We start from the raw sequence: 12,885 nt of genomic DNA on the forward strand, positions 1-12,885 counted from the left end.
GGGGGTGATCAGCCCTGGCGCACGGGCCGTTGGGCAGTTTTGGGGCGGAAGGCGGCGCAGACCTCATCCCGGGTTTCCAGGTAGGGGCCACCGATGAGGTCGATGCAGTAGGGGACGGCGGCAAAGATGCCCTTGGCCGCCGGATGGCCGCCCAGCGTCTCGGCAATCGCCTTGGGTTGGCCGGGCAGGTTGATGATCAGCGTCTGGCCGCGAATCACCGCCACCTGGCGGGACAGGATGGCCGTCGGCACAAAATGCAGCGAGATCTGGCGCATCTGTTCGCCAAAACCCGGCATGTCGCGGTCGGCCACGTCCAGGGTGGCCTCCGGCGTCACATCCCGCAGGGCCGGACCGGTGCCGCCGGTGGTGAGCACCAGGTGGCAGCCTGCGTCATCCACCAGCTCGCGCAGCGTCTGGGCGATGAGCGCCCGTTCATCCGGAATCAAGCGGGCTTCGAACTGGATGGGATTGATCAGCGCGCTGGTCAGCCACGTCTGCAGGGCCGGGACGCCCTGGTCGGTGTAGACCCCGCTGGAGGCCCGGTCGCTGATGGAAACGATGCCGATGCGAACCGGCTCGGGAGGCGCCAGTTCAGTCATCGTGGCGGGCCTCGTCCGCATCATCAGCCTCACGGGGCGCATCGGCATCCGCCTCGTCCCCAGCGCCTGACAGGCCGTTGGCGCGGGCCTCGGCCAGCACATGGGCCTTGACCATCTGGAACAGCTCCCGCCAGGCGCGGCCATTGCGCTGTTCCGGGGCCTGGGCGCGGTCCTTGCGGGCGGCGCGGATGAGGCTGCGCAGTTGCTGCACATCCACCTCGTCAAAGGTCTGCAGGTACGCCTGCAGCGCCGAATCTTCTTCCACCAGCCGCACGCGCCAGCGTTCGGCCTGATGCAGTTGCAGGCTGTCCTGGGCGCGCCCCAGCTTGAATTCGGCCACCGCTTCGCGAATGGGGGCGGGGTCCACATGGCGCATCAGCTTGCCGATCAACTGCAACTGGCGGCGTTTGCCTTCATGGGCGCCCTTGATGCGGCGGGCCTCGGCCAGCGCGTCCATCAGCGGTTCCGGCAGGTTCAGGGCGGCGACGCGCTTGTCGGGCAGGGACAGCAGTTCCACGCCCAGCGCCTGCAGCGCGGCCATGTCCCGCTTGAGCTGGCTCTTGCTGGGGCGTTCGTCGTCGGGATCTTCGTATTCGTCGTACATGAGGCAATCTGTGGGGGCCCGGTTCGGCGCGCAAGACCGCGAGGCGGTGGCGTGAATCCGGGCAGGGCCGGCCAGGGCAGGCGCAGGGCCCGTATGATAGTTCTTTGCACCAGATTCGAGATCTCATGAGTCAAGCCCAACAAGGATTTGCCTACAGCCAGGACCACTTCCGTCAACTGATCGAGGATGTTCTCGCCGAGGCGAAACACCTGGGCGCTTCGGATGCCGGCGCGGAAGTCTCGGAAGGATGCGGGCTGTCCGTGTCGGTGCGCCGTGGCGCGCTGGAAAATGTGGAGCGCAACCGCGACAAGTCCCTGGGCGTTTCCGTCTACCTCGGCCAGCGCCGGGGCAATGCCAGCACGTCGGACTTCTCGCCCAAGGCGCTGAAGGACACCGTCCGTGCCGCCTTCGATATTGCCCGCTTCACCGCCGAAGACGAATTTGCCGGTCTGCCGGCCGAGGATGAACTGTCGCTGGACGAGGCCAGCCGCCCGGCGCTGGACCTGTTCCACCCCTGGGACATCACCGCCGAAGCCGCCGCCGAGCTGGCCCTGCGATGCGAACGTGCCGCACTGGATACCGACCCCCGCATCACCAATTCGGAAGGCGCCGCCGTCTCGGCCCAGCAATCCCACTTCTTCACCGGCAACAGCCGGGGCTTCCGGGGCGGTTACGCCAGCTCGCGGCATTCGCTGTCGGTGGCGCCGATCGCTGGCCGTGGCGCCGGCATGGAGCGGGACGCGTGGTACAGCTCCATGCGGGACGCCGCCGATCTCTCCAGCCCGGAATGGGTGGGGCGTTATGCCGCCGAGCGGGCCCTGGCCCGGCTCAAGGGCCGCAAGGTGAAAACCGCCAATGTGCCGGTGCTGTTCGAATCGCCGGTGGCGGCGGGTCTGCTGGGGGCGCTGGTGCAGGCCACCAGCGGCGGGGCGCTGTACCGCCGCGCCACCTTCCTGCTGGACAGCCTGGACCAGCCCATCCTGGCCCCGCACATCGACGTGGTGGAAGACCCGCACATTCCCAAGGGCAAGGGCAGCGCGCCGTTTGATGATGAAGGAGTCATCACCCGTCCGCGCACGGTGGTGGAGGGCGGCACCCTCAAGGGCTACTTCCTCTCCACCTATTCCGCCCGCAAGCTGGGCCTGCGCACCACCGGCCATGCTGGTGGGTCTCACAACCTGACGATGCGCAGCCGTTGCACCGCGCCTGGTGATGACCTGCCGACGATGCTCCGTCGGCTGGGCACCGGCCTGTTCGTGACGGAGCTGATGGGGCAGGGCGTCAACTACGTCACCGGCGACTACTCCCGGGGCGCCAGCGGTTACTGGGTGGAGAACGGCGAGATCGCTTTCCCGGTGAACGAGGTCACCATTGCCGGCAATCTGCGCGAGATGTTCCAGCAGATTGTTGGCATTGGCGCGGATACCTACAACCTGGGCAGCAAGACGGTCGGTTCCATCCTGGTCGCCAACATGAAGCTGGCCGGCTCCTGAGTCTGCGGGGGACGCTGCCAAGGTGGACTGCGTGAGGGCTCTTTGATCGTTCGTTAGGGCCTGTTAGCACTACGGCAAGGGCCAAAGCCAGCATTGGCGCGGACTTGCGTCGGTTGCTGCTGGCGATCTAGCCCTTGAGACGGCTGTGCTGCGCGTTGGCGTTCTGGATGTGCCAGCGGCCGCGCCCCCGTTCACCGGCGCTCAGGTTCAGTGCCTCCTGCTGCACCCGCAACTCGCTGGCCGCCGCAGCCAGCGCCGCCGAACCGTGCTTGCACAGGATCGCGTCGGCGCGGATATGGGGCTTGAGCGCCTGACTCATGCAGTGCCTGGACACCGTGTCCAGATAGAAGTCAGCCGTGGCGCCCGATTGGTATCGGGCCACCAGGACGGGGATCAAGTCCTCGCCGCGATGCACTCGCGACACCTGACCGGCGCGCTAACGAGCCGACGACCCCGGTTGCTGGCCCTTGCTGGAGCGCAGGAAGAAGGTCTCGTTGGCTTCGATTACACCAGTGAGCGCGGCAGCCCAGACGGGCTGTACCAGGCGCAAGAATCGATGGCGCCAGCAAAACGACGTAGAAGCTGACACCTTGCGCCGCCTTACGCTCGCGCAAGCCCTGCAGCAACACTTCTTGCTGCTTCAGCCACTTGGCCGTCATGCCCAAACTGGCCTGCGGCGCCGTGCTCAGGGCATTGAAGGTGCGTTGGCAGGCGCGGCATTTGTAGCGTCGCAAGCCACTGGCGCTGCCATTGCGAACAATCCGATCACCCCCTCAATGCGGGCACGCGGGAAGCGTCGTGAGCCGCGACTCCACGAGCGCAAGAACTTGCTCGATGTCATCGTCGGCGCTCAAGGCCTTGAGAAGTTTGGCCTTCTGTCGCGTCGTCAGGCTTGCCACCCCACCCAGCCACTGCTTGAACGCCATCGGGGCCATCGCCTGCTCCACCGCCCTCAACCTGGGAAGACAGGGCAAGTCTGTCCGCAGGGTATCTGGACCGCCAGGAAGTTGATCGGTGCGGCTTTCCTGCGGAAGCTAAAGAGCGAGCAACTCCCCAGCTTGCCGGAGGATGCGGATCGTCGCACAAAAACGGTGAGACCGTTTCGACGAGCGGCCCCATCGGCCTGGAGAAGGGTGCTTTCAATCGTTACAAGAGCTTTCGTACGAAAGTTATGAGCACACCTACCGGACGCGCCGAGTGCCTATCGAGTGGATAGCGTTGGCTCCTTCACGCAAGGAATGCTGGGGAGACTAGGTGAGACACTGCGAAGTTATGCACAGGATCATGGCGCTGCATCGGCAATCATGGGGCGACCGATTCGATGACGTGACCTATCTGACGCTGGACGGCGATGAACGCAAAGGCCGTGATTTTGGCGATTTCCAATGCGGATGTGGCATCTTTGAGAAGCTCAATATTGAGTTGGGAGACTGTGAAAAGCCATTTGACATGGTGTTCAAGGTATTGGACGAGCAATCAGGCAAACCGTTGACGGGCGTGCCCTACCGCATCACCCTGGACAATGGCCGAATGTTTTTTGGCACCACCGACACGCTGGGCAACACGGTGAAAGTTTCAGCCACGTATGCCGCACAGGCAAACATCGAGGCCCCCTACTACGAAGAGGGATCCGGTAGCGGCACTTCATGCGTCGCAAACGAACCTTGCGGCTGCTGATCGTCAGTGACTGCCAGTATCAATTCCGAACTAATTCCATATGGCCACCTCATTTGCCACGCTCACCCCGACGGCAAACACCGCACCCACTGCTGTCAACATTCCAGCCCGGGAATTGAGTGGCGCTCAATGGGTGGCTCGATTCCCGGGTAGTAACGCAATTTCTGACTGCATCCAACCGTTCGCCGGAAATCTGCAGTCGTTCGTGAACGCGATGCGCGACGCAGGAGCAACTGTCACCATCTCCGCGACTTACCGCCCTCCCGAGCGAGCGTATCTCATGCATTGGTGCTACCTCATCGTCAAGGAGGACTTCGACCCGCGCAATGTGCCTCCTATGGCAGGCATCAACATTCGATGGGATCACTCGGCCACTGACGGTTCATACGACGGCAGCGCCTCCGTGAATGCAGCGAAAGCGATGGTTAATGGCTTCGGCCTGCAAAACCTGCAAACTCCCCCGGCCTTGAACACACGTCATACTGCCCGCAATGCGGTTGACATGACCATCAGCTGGTCTGATGATTTGACGATCAAGAAGGCTGACGGCACCGCCGTCACGATATCTACCACGCCCAAGACCGGGATGAACGCAGATCTGAAGGCCGTGGGTGCCAGCTACAACGTGATGAAGTTTGTGGGCGGCGCCTCAGATAAACCTCACTGGTCTGACGATGGTCACTGAATTTACCCTCACTCCTCGTCGGACCGCCGCAGCGCTTGCCGTAGTGGCTGGCCTCCTTTGCGCCTCGTGCACCAGCATGCCGACCGCTCAGCCCTCCGCAGATCCTGTAGCGCTCAAGGCTTTTCTGGAGCGCCGGGAGGTGTGTGACCACCTGCGCGGCGAAATTCCCGAGCCAGGTGATCAGGAAGCCATTGACGAGGTGATCGCCTCGATCAACAAGTACTGCGACGGGACAGATGCGGAGCTGGCTAGGCTCAAGCGCGCCCATGGCGGAGATGCCACCGTCAAGAAACAGCTCGACGCGCTAGAGCCCTGCATCGAGCAGAAGTCCAGATGTCGCGGTGGGGTGGCAACCCGCTGACCTGGGAGACCACCCTCCCACTGTCGCGCCCCCGGGCACGCCTCGATTGACGAACCCGATGCCCGTGAGGAATTCTCCTGAACACAACTACATCAGGAGACTTGCCTCATGGAACGTCGTTCCTTCGTCAAGGGTGCCGGCATGGCTGGCGTGCTGGCGGCGGGCACCGCCCCCGCCATCGTTCATGCCCAGGCCCAGCTGCGCTGGCGCATGGCCTCCAGCTTTCCCAAGCAGCTCGACACCATCTACGGCGGTGGCGAGGTCTTTGCCCGGAAGGTGAGTGAACTCAGCGGCGGCAAGTTCCAGATCAGCGTGCATGCGGCCGGTGAGCTGATGCCAGCCTTTGAAGTGGTGGACGGCGTGCAGAAGGCCACGGTGGAAATTGCCCACACGGTGCCGTATTACTTCTTTGGCAAGGACGAGACCTTTGCCATCGGCGCAGCCATTCCCTTTGGCCTGAACTCCCGTCAGATGACGGCCTGGACCTTCCAGGGCAATGGGCTCAAGCTCATGCGCGAGTTCTATCGCAACTACAACATCATCAATTTCCCGGGCGGCAACACCGGCGCCCAGATGGCCGGCTGGTACCGCAAGGAAATCAAGTCGATGGCCGACATCAAGGGCCTGAAGTTCCGCATTGGCGGCTTCGCCGGCCGGGTGATCGAGCGCATGGGCGGTGTGCCGCAGAACCTGCCGGGGGGCGAGCTGTATTCCGCGCTGGAAAAAGGCACCATCGACGCCGCCGAATGGGTGGGCCCCTACGACGACCTCAAGCTCGGCTTCCACAAGGTGGCGCAGTACTACTATTACCCGGGCTGGTGGGAAGGCGGGCCACAGGTGGATTTCTACATCAACACCAAGGCCTACGAAGGGCTCTCGCCTGAATACAAGGCGATTGTGGAGGCCGCGTCCGCCTTCACCCATGTGGACATGCAGGCCAAGTACGACGTGCTCAACCCGGGTGCGCTCAAGCAACTGGTGGCCGCCAAGACCAAGCTGATGCGTTTCCCTGCCGACGTGATGGCCCAGGCCTTCAAGGAGTCCATGGCCTTGTACGGCGAGCTGTCGGCCAAGAATCCCAATTGGAAGAAGGTCTATGAGGACTATGCGACCTTCCGCCGCGACCAGAACCTCTGGTTCCGCTTCGCCGAATTCGGGTTCGACGAGTTCATGCAGAGGCAGCGGTTCTGACGGGCTGTTGTCTGCCGGCCTTCAGCCTGCGCGCTCCTTGCCATCCAGCACCTCGCGGGCATCTTCCTCATCGTCCACCAGCAGCACCTGCACACCGGACAAGGCATCTTCGGACAGCGCCATCGGCTCGGTGACCGCCGGCCGCACCTGCGGCTGCCCGACCAGTACCGGCAGGCTCAGCTCGAAGGTAGCGCCCTGGCCATGGCCCGGGCTGGCCGCGAGGATGCGGCCGTGGTGCAGTTCGGCAATGGCGCGTGCAATGGCCAGGCCCAGGCCGCCGGCCTTGCGATCCGAAGCGACTTGCCCTTGAGAGTGTCAGGGTCGGGCACGCGGGTTGCCTGCGGCGCGCCCTTGCGCGGATGGCACTCGAGCGTGCGGTGAGCATGCAGTGAGCATGCGGCGCTGTCGTTTTCTGGATGGCATGAACGTTCGGTAGACCACGCTCACGCCTGTTGCACCGCAACGCTCTCCACCGACACCACCGCCACCGCCACCGCCACCACCGGCCTGCACTCGCAGGCCTCGGATTCTGATCAACACCGCCTGAGCCCGCTGCGATGTCCCTCACTTGGGCGCCCGAGGTGCCAAGGTCGCTTGCACGGATTGACCTCCTTGTCCTGCGGCCCCTATGCTGGCGGAATATGAAAGCGCTTTCAAGCGCTGGCGACGACTGACCCTGCAAGCACCTCAGAAAGCCGAGCATGACGGAGACAACCCCTGGCACCAATTCACGCCTGAACTTCACCCTGTCCGCCAAAGGGGACGACCTGGCCAGCAGCCAGCGGATGGCCCTCCAGCCCAGCCTGGCGTTGAGGCCGGTGGATGCGCTGCTGACCGACCCCGACCTCGCCCGCATGCCCAAGCTGGTGGTGAATACCCATCGGCGCTTCCAGCGCATCGAGGGCTTCGGCGGGGCCTTCACGGAGGCTGCAGCCACCACCTGGCAACAACTGCCCCCGGCCGTGGCGCAGGCCCTTCTGCGTGCCTACTTTGACACGGAGGCCGGCCACGGCTACACCTTCAACCGGGTCCACATGAACAGCTGCGACTTCTCCCTGGGCCACTACGCCCACGCGGCGGTGCCGGGGGATGCCGCCCTGGCCCACTTCAGCATCGAGCGGGACCGCCAGGCGCTGCTGCCGATGATCAAGGCCGCCATGGCGGTGGCCGGTCGGCCAATGAAGCTGTTGGTGTCACCCTGGAGCCCGCCGGCCTGGATGAAGAGCAACGGCGCCATGAACAACGGCGGCATGCTGCTGCCGGAGCATGCCGCCACCTGGGCCCAGTGTTATGTGCGCTTCATCCAGGCCTATGAGGCGGAAGGGGTGCCGATCTGGGGCGTGTCGGTGCAGAACGAGCCGGATGCGACCCAGCGTTGGGATTCCTGCATCTACACCGCCGAGCAGGAGCGGGACTTCGTTCGCGACCACCTCGGCCCGGCGCTGCATGCCGCCGGGCTGGCGCACATCCGCATCGTCGTCTGGGACCACAACCGCGACCAGATGGTGCAACGGGCCGACGTGGTCTACAGCGACCCCGAGGCCGCGAAATACGTCTGGGGTTGCGGCTTCCACTGGTATGTGGAGGACCATTTCGACCATGTGGGCCTGCTGCATGACGCCTATCCGGACAAGCAACTGCTGTTCACCGAAGGCTGTCAGGAGGGCGGGCCGCACCTGGGCGAATGGGCGCCCGCAGAGCGGTATGCGCGCAGCATCATCAGTGATCTCAACCACTGGACGGTGGGCTGGATCGACTGGAACCTGCTGCTCAACGAGACTGGTGGCCCCAACCATGTCGGCAACTTCTGCAGCGCGCCGATGCTGGCGGACCGGGAGCGCGGCGAACTGATGCCGCAAGCGTCCTACGACTATCTGGGGCATTTCAGCCGGTTCATCCATCCCGGCGCGCAGCGGGTGCTGTGCTCGGCCAGCAGCGAAGATCTGGCGTGTACGGCAGCGGTGAATGAATCGGGCAGCGTGGCGGTGGTGGTGCTCAACCGCAGCGAACGGGCGCACCGGTTCGTGCTGCGCATCGACGGCCTGGCGACGGTGGTCTCGCTGCCGGGGCGAAGCATTGCGAGCTTCGAAGACGGCCTTCAGTCCTGACGCTGCTGAAGCCGGTGGATCAGGTGGCTGCGCAGATTCGACGCGCCTTGTGGCGTCAGCGGCGCCAGCGCATGCCTGGCGTGTTCAGGGATGTGGGCGGCGGTCTCCGCGCCTGCATGGAACACGTAGTGATCAAACAGGCCCTGCCACGCGCGCCGTTGCGGCTCCGGCAGTTCCCGCAGGGAGAGCAGGGCCATCATGAGGGTCAGCACGGGTGGGTCCATGTGGGCGGGCGACTGCCGCCACCAGTAATTGATCAGCAGATTGAAGGGCTCCAGCGCTTCCACCTGATGCCACCACATGCTGGGGATGTAGAGCGCATCACCGGGCCCCAATTCAGCCACCTGGGCGTGTTGCAGCGCCTGCGCAAAGCGCGGGAACCGTTCCAGGTCCGGATGCTTGAGGTCCACCAGGCTCACCGGCTGGCCGGCCGGCGTGAAGTCGATCGGCCCGACATAGAGGTTGGGCAGTTGCTCCGGCGGGAACAGTGTGAAGCGCCGACGGCCGGCCGCCACGCAGGCCATGTTGTCAGGCAGGTCGTAATGCGGGGCGATGCGGCTGCGGTTGCCCAGCCAGAGGCTGGCCAGCGCATCCGGTGCTGACCCTGCGTCGCCGGCCAGCGCCGCCAGATCAAGGTCGTTGTGGGCGCGGAATCCCGGCAGGCAGTCCTCCAGCGTCGTGGAGCCGACGTAATAGCAGGGGGGGCGTTCGTCACTGCGGCAACGCAGCAACTCGGTGAGCAAGGCCGGCAGCGGCGCATCCGCCCGGCCGAAGTTCATGCCGGTGAGGTCGTCGTTGTAGAAGATCCGACCGTCGATCTCCGGCGGGCCGGTCATGATGGCCACCGGCGCGCCGCGCCAGCAACCGTGCAGGTAGTCCGCCACAGCCTCGTCCGAGGTCAAGGCCGCGTGTACCACCGGCCAATGGGACACCAGCCCGCGCAACACCACCGGTTGCGCGGCTTCGGTCAGGCCGGCGGGGACCCGGCCGGGGGTCAGGTCGCGGAGTTCCTGGATGGGCTGCATGTCAGGCGCGGGGTCAGCAAAACAGCGATGGGGGGGGCGCTTCCGCCCCGGCCATCGCCGAGCCCAGGGTCAGAACTTGTAGCGAAGCCCCAGCATATAGCGGCGGCCGGTCTGGGTGACCGAGAACACTTCCTGCTCGGTGCGGCCATGCTGGCGCAGGATGGAGTCGCCCAGGTTGATCACTTCCGCCTGCATGCTCAGCTTCTCGGTGAAGTTGTAGCCCACGCTGAGGTCCACCTGTGAATAGGGTTCGGTGTAGATGGGCGCCGAGCGGCCCAGCTGGTTGCCATCGTTCACCGCAGCCAGGAATTTGTCGCGCCAGTTGTAGGCCACCCGCACGCTGAACCTGGCGTTTTCATAGAAGCCCACCAGGTTGGCCGAATCGCTCAAGCCCACCAGCGCATATTGCTGGGTGAAGCTCATCGGGTCGTACTTCAGGCCGGAGCTGACCTTGGTGTAGTTCGCCGCCACACCGAAGCCGGAGTTGCCGAAGGCATGCTGCACATTCAACTCGAAGCCCTTGAGGCTGTTGGACTGGGTGTTGGCCGGCACGGTGATCTGGAAAGTGGCCACCGGATCGTCCGGTTGGCCAACGATGGTGCCCAGCGCATGGCCGTTGCTCTCGCCGGTTTTGGTGACGCCGGGCTGGCCGTTGTAGCGGTTCAGGATGTAGTCGCGGATGCAGGTGATGTCGCTCCCGCAGCCGCCGGTGGAAGCGGCCTCGTTGTAGTAACGGCCGCCGACCGGGGTGTGCAGGTTGAAGGGGGAGGCGGTCTCCAGGGTGGAGCCGATGTAGTTGCTGATGTTCTTGCGGAACACACCGGCGGCCACATAGCTGGAGCGGGCGTAGTAGTACTCCAGCGAGAAGTCGATGTTCTTCGACTTCAGCGGCTTCAGGTTGGGATTGCCCTGCGAGCCGGTGCCACCGGACAGGCGTGCCAGGTCATTCAGCGTCTGGCCGCCCTGGATGGCGTCCCAGCCGGGCCGGCCGATGGTGGTGCCGTAGCTGGCGCGCAGTTTCACCTTGTCGGTGAGGTCCGCTTCCCAGTCGATGCTGGGCAACCAGTAGCTGTACTTGCCGCTGAGCGAAGTGAAGCCGGGGTCGCCCTTGAGAACGGTCAGCTCATTGTTGGAGCCCCAGGTGATGCCGGTGGCAATCGGCACCAGTGCGCTGGAATTCACTTTGGTGCGCTCGTAGCGCATGCCCAGCGTGGCGCTCATCGGCACGCCCAGTTCCCAGTCCCGGGTGTACTCGCCGTAGACGCTGGTGGATTTCTCGGTGGTGCGGCGGTCGGTGGAAAAGACGTCGGAGGCCAGGTACTTCGACGCGTCGCCCCAGGCGTCCGAGGCCAGCTGACGCACGGTGCCGAAGTCGAAGGTGTAGAACTGGGTGAACAGGCGAGGGTCGTTCACGCCATTGATCTGGCCGAAGTAATTGCGCAAGTCCTGCGGAATCCAGACCGAGTCCGGATAGTTCAGGAAGCCGTTTTCGGTGCCGCCCCAGTTGTCCAATTGGACATTGGAATAGGCCGAGCGGTTGCGCACCTTGGACAGGCCAAGACCGAAGTCCAGCTTGGACGCGTCATCAATGGTCCAGCTGCCGCGAATCTGCTGCTGGTCGACCGCCGACTTCATGTAGCTGTTGCGGAACGACGAGCCCGTGACCTGCTGCAGTGAAGCATCCCGCTGCGTGGTTGGCATGATCAGGATGGGCAGGTCATTGGAGAAGTCCACCGTGGTGATGCCGCGGTTGAAGCTGGCCGTGCCGATGACGTTGTTGGTGCCCCAGGGGCCATCCGCGCCGGATTCGGCGGTGGAGTGATGCGCATCGAATTCGAAGCGCAACTTGCTCGAAGCCTTCCAATCGGCATTGAAGCCCAGCGACTTGTTGGTGTTCTTGGTGGCGAAGTCTCCGCCGGACATGGCCAGGTCGGCGGTGCCCGAGGTCACCAGCTCGGTGTAGGTGATGGGGGCCGAGACCGGACCGTTGGTCCAGGAGCTGCTGGACGGGCCGAAGCTGAACCAGGCCGACATGTCGTTGCGGCGCGTATGCAGCTTGTTCTGCGAGGCGGTGTAGTCCAGCGTGGTGGTCAGGTCGCGGGTGGGGGCGAACTGGAACGTGATCTGGCCGTTGGTGCGTTCGCGGCGCACCCCGTTCATGTTGTAGTTGACGTTCTGCGGCAGCGAATAGACGTCGGACGCGCCAGGCCGGTTGGTGATGCGGTCGGCCCCGGTCTGGCCGGGCAAGGGGATGGCACCGTTGCCGGTTTCATCGCCCTTGAACGGCAACCAGCCGTTGGGTACCCCGGCGCTGTTGTAGCCCGCATCACGCCGCTGGAAGCTGCCGGACACGGCCAGGCCGAAACGGCCTTCATCAAAGGTGGTGCTGTAGATGCCGGAGACTTCCGGCGTGATCTTGTCCCCCGCGATGGTGTCAGGCAGGCGAGAGTTGCCCTGGTCATGCACGGCCTTGAGACCGATGCTGGCCACGGTGCGTTTGGTGTCCAGCGGGCGCGCGGTGCGGATGTTGATGGTGGCACCGATGCCGCCGGTCGGCGTGCTGGCGCGGCTGGTCTTGTAGACCTCCAGGGCCGACACCGACTCGGACGCCAGATTGGCGAAGTCAAAGGCGCGGGAGCTGGAGGCGGATGTGTCCGCAATCGACGAAGCCGGCATCTGCCGGCCGTTCAGCAGCACCAGGTTGAAATCCGGCCCCACGCCGCGCACCGTCACCCGTGACCCTTCGCCCATGGAGCGGTCGATGGACACACCGGAGATGCGCTGCATCGATTCGGCCAGGTTGGTGTCCGGAAACTTGCCGATGTCCTCGGCCACGATGCCGTCCACCACGCCGCGTTGCTGGCGCTTCAGGTTGAGGGAGGTGTCCAGCGATTGTCGGATGCCGGTCACCACCACGGTGTCGAGCTGGCCGTCGCTCTTTGCGGCCGGTGCCGTGGGCGTCGAGGCCGCTGCGGAGGCCGCGCCTGCCGGAGCGGCGGGCGCCTGCTGGCCTTGCGCGTGTGCGGCGGCAGCAAAGAGCAGGGCGCAGGCCACGGCCACCGGGCGGGCTTGCAGGGGGCGTTCTGAACGGCAGGCACGCGTGTGCTGGACGGATTTCATTGTTGTCTCCTGTTTTATGTCT

General features: G+C 64.6%; 14 protein-coding genes and 1 pseudogene. 6 read left to right on the top strand and 9 right to left on the bottom strand.

Annotated features, from left to right (window positions below):
* Window positions 1-8: 8 nt before the first annotated feature.
* Window positions 9-599: a molybdopterin adenylyltransferase gene (gene mog / locus OU995_RS16815; RefSeq protein ID WP_267831156.1), complete on the bottom strand. Its 591-nt coding sequence runs from the start codon at window positions 597-599 to the stop codon at window positions 9-11.
* Entirely contained in the window at window positions 592-1,203 is a 612-nt protein-coding gene (yjgA, locus tag OU995_RS16820; protein WP_267831157.1) for a ribosome biogenesis factor YjgA, read from the bottom strand. The genes mog and yjgA overlap by 8 nt, the downstream gene beginning before the upstream one ends.
* 125 nt (window positions 1,204-1,328) lie before the next feature.
* Here yjgA and pmbA point away from each other — a divergent pair, with 125 nt between their 5' ends.
* Window positions 1,329-2,696, top strand: coding sequence for a metalloprotease PmbA (gene pmbA, locus OU995_RS16825; protein WP_267831158.1), 1,368 nt, complete (start codon window positions 1,329-1,331; stop codon window positions 2,694-2,696).
* 127 nt (window positions 2,697-2,823) lie between these two features.
* Here pmbA and OU995_RS16830 read toward each other — a convergent pair whose 3' ends face one another.
* From OU995_RS16830 to OU995_RS16835, 3 genes are read right to left on the bottom strand one after another with little or no spacing between them, the layout of a single operon-like run.
* On the bottom strand, window positions 2,824-3,093 hold the full coding sequence (locus OU995_RS16830; RefSeq protein WP_267831159.1) for a hypothetical protein: 270 nt from the start codon (window positions 3,091-3,093) through the stop codon (window positions 2,824-2,826).
* The gene (locus OU995_RS27590; RefSeq protein WP_420714887.1) at window positions 3,047-3,457 is read right to left on the bottom strand and encodes a transposase-like zinc-binding domain-containing protein; all 411 of its coding nucleotides are present in this window, start codon (window positions 3,455-3,457) and stop codon (window positions 3,047-3,049) included. Before OU995_RS27590 ends, OU995_RS16830 begins: the two co-directional genes overlap by 47 nt.
* Before the next feature lie 12 nt (window positions 3,458-3,469).
* The gene (locus tag OU995_RS16835; protein WP_267831160.1) at window positions 3,470-3,631 is read right to left on the bottom strand and encodes a hypothetical protein; all 162 of its coding nucleotides are present in this window, start codon (window positions 3,629-3,631) and stop codon (window positions 3,470-3,472) included.
* A gap of 349 nt (window positions 3,632-3,980) precedes the next feature.
* Here OU995_RS16835 and OU995_RS16840 point away from each other — a divergent pair, with 349 nt between their 5' ends.
* The 4 genes from OU995_RS16840 to OU995_RS16855 all read left to right on the top strand — a co-directional run bounded on the left by OU995_RS16840 (window position 3,981) and on the right by OU995_RS16855 (window position 6,610).
* The gene (locus tag OU995_RS16840; RefSeq protein ID WP_267831161.1) at window positions 3,981-4,373 is read left to right on the top strand and encodes a hypothetical protein; all 393 of its coding nucleotides are present in this window, start codon (window positions 3,981-3,983) and stop codon (window positions 4,371-4,373) included.
* A gap of 40 nt (window positions 4,374-4,413) precedes the next feature.
* Window positions 4,414-5,058 (top strand): hypothetical protein, encoded by a 645-nt coding sequence (locus OU995_RS16845; RefSeq protein ID WP_267831162.1) that lies wholly within the window; start codon window positions 4,414-4,416, stop codon window positions 5,056-5,058.
* A gap of 76 nt (window positions 5,059-5,134) precedes the next feature.
* Window positions 5,135-5,419, top strand: a complete 285-nt coding sequence (locus OU995_RS16850) for a hypothetical protein (RefSeq protein ID WP_267831163.1) — start codon at window positions 5,135-5,137, stop codon at window positions 5,417-5,419.
* A gap of 108 nt (window positions 5,420-5,527) precedes the next feature.
* Entirely contained in the window at window positions 5,528-6,610 is a 1,083-nt protein-coding gene (locus tag OU995_RS16855) for a TRAP transporter substrate-binding protein (RefSeq protein ID WP_267831164.1), read from the top strand.
* Window positions 6,611-6,631: 21 nt separating this feature from the next.
* Here the strand turns inward: OU995_RS16855 and OU995_RS16860 are convergent, their stop codons facing one another.
* Together OU995_RS16860 and OU995_RS27595 are read right to left on the bottom strand one after the other, a co-directional pair.
* A complete protein-coding gene (locus OU995_RS16860) occupies window positions 6,632-6,757 on the bottom strand; it encodes a hypothetical protein (protein ID WP_267831165.1) in 126 nt (41 codons plus the stop codon).
* A 30-nt stretch (window positions 6,758-6,787) separates the two neighbouring features.
* A pseudogene (locus OU995_RS27595) lies at window positions 6,788-6,892 on the bottom strand (hypothetical protein); the annotation flags it as partial.
* A 419-nt stretch (window positions 6,893-7,311) separates the two neighbouring features.
* Here OU995_RS27595 and OU995_RS16865 point away from each other — a divergent pair.
* Window positions 7,312-8,718, top strand: coding sequence for a glycoside hydrolase family 30 protein (locus OU995_RS16865; RefSeq protein WP_267831166.1), 1,407 nt, complete (start codon window positions 7,312-7,314; stop codon window positions 8,716-8,718).
* Here OU995_RS16865 and OU995_RS16870 read toward each other — a convergent pair.
* Both OU995_RS16870 and OU995_RS16875 read right to left on the bottom strand, forming a co-directional pair.
* Window positions 8,709-9,743, bottom strand: a complete 1,035-nt coding sequence (locus OU995_RS16870) for a cupin-like domain-containing protein (RefSeq protein ID WP_267831167.1) — start codon at window positions 9,741-9,743, stop codon at window positions 8,709-8,711. The two genes, OU995_RS16865 and OU995_RS16870, sit on opposite strands and share 10 nt — an antisense overlap.
* A 69-nt stretch (window positions 9,744-9,812) precedes the next feature.
* Window positions 9,813-12,863: a TonB-dependent receptor gene (locus OU995_RS16875; protein WP_267831168.1), complete on the bottom strand. Its 3,051-nt coding sequence runs from the start codon at window positions 12,861-12,863 to the stop codon at window positions 9,813-9,815.
* Between the last annotated feature and the right edge of the window lie 22 nt (window positions 12,864-12,885).

This window comes from Roseateles sp. SL47, assembly GCF_026625885.1.
Lineage (GTDB): Bacteria > Pseudomonadota > Gammaproteobacteria > Burkholderiales > Burkholderiaceae_C > Roseateles.

Excerpts from the sequence above, each read along its gene's own strand:
- mog (WP_267831156.1), bottom strand. The coding sequence starts at position 599 with ATGACTGAACTGGCGCCTCCCGAGCCGGTTCGCATCGGCATCGTTTCC.
- yjgA (WP_267831157.1), bottom strand. The coding sequence starts at position 1,203 with ATGTACGACGAATACGAAGATCCCGACGACGAACGCCCCAGCAAGAGC.
- pmbA (WP_267831158.1), top strand. The coding sequence starts at position 1,329 with ATGAGTCAAGCCCAACAAGGATTTGCCTACAGCCAGGACCACTTCCGT.
- OU995_RS16835 (WP_267831160.1), bottom strand. The coding sequence starts at position 3,631 with ATGGCCCCGATGGCGTTCAAGCAGTGGCTGGGTGGGGTGGCAAGCCTG.
- OU995_RS16840 (WP_267831161.1), top strand. The coding sequence starts at position 3,981 with ATGGCGCTGCATCGGCAATCATGGGGCGACCGATTCGATGACGTGACC.
- OU995_RS16845 (WP_267831162.1), top strand. The coding sequence starts at position 4,414 with ATGGCCACCTCATTTGCCACGCTCACCCCGACGGCAAACACCGCACCC.
- OU995_RS16850 (WP_267831163.1), top strand. The coding sequence starts at position 5,135 with ATGCCGACCGCTCAGCCCTCCGCAGATCCTGTAGCGCTCAAGGCTTTT.
- OU995_RS16855 (WP_267831164.1), top strand. The coding sequence starts at position 5,528 with ATGGAACGTCGTTCCTTCGTCAAGGGTGCCGGCATGGCTGGCGTGCTG.
- OU995_RS16865 (WP_267831166.1), top strand. The coding sequence starts at position 7,312 with ATGACGGAGACAACCCCTGGCACCAATTCACGCCTGAACTTCACCCTG.
- OU995_RS16870 (WP_267831167.1), bottom strand. The coding sequence starts at position 9,743 with ATGCAGCCCATCCAGGAACTCCGCGACCTGACCCCCGGCCGGGTCCCC.
- OU995_RS16875 (WP_267831168.1), bottom strand. The coding sequence starts at position 12,863 with ATGAAATCCGTCCAGCACACGCGTGCCTGCCGTTCAGAACGCCCCCTG.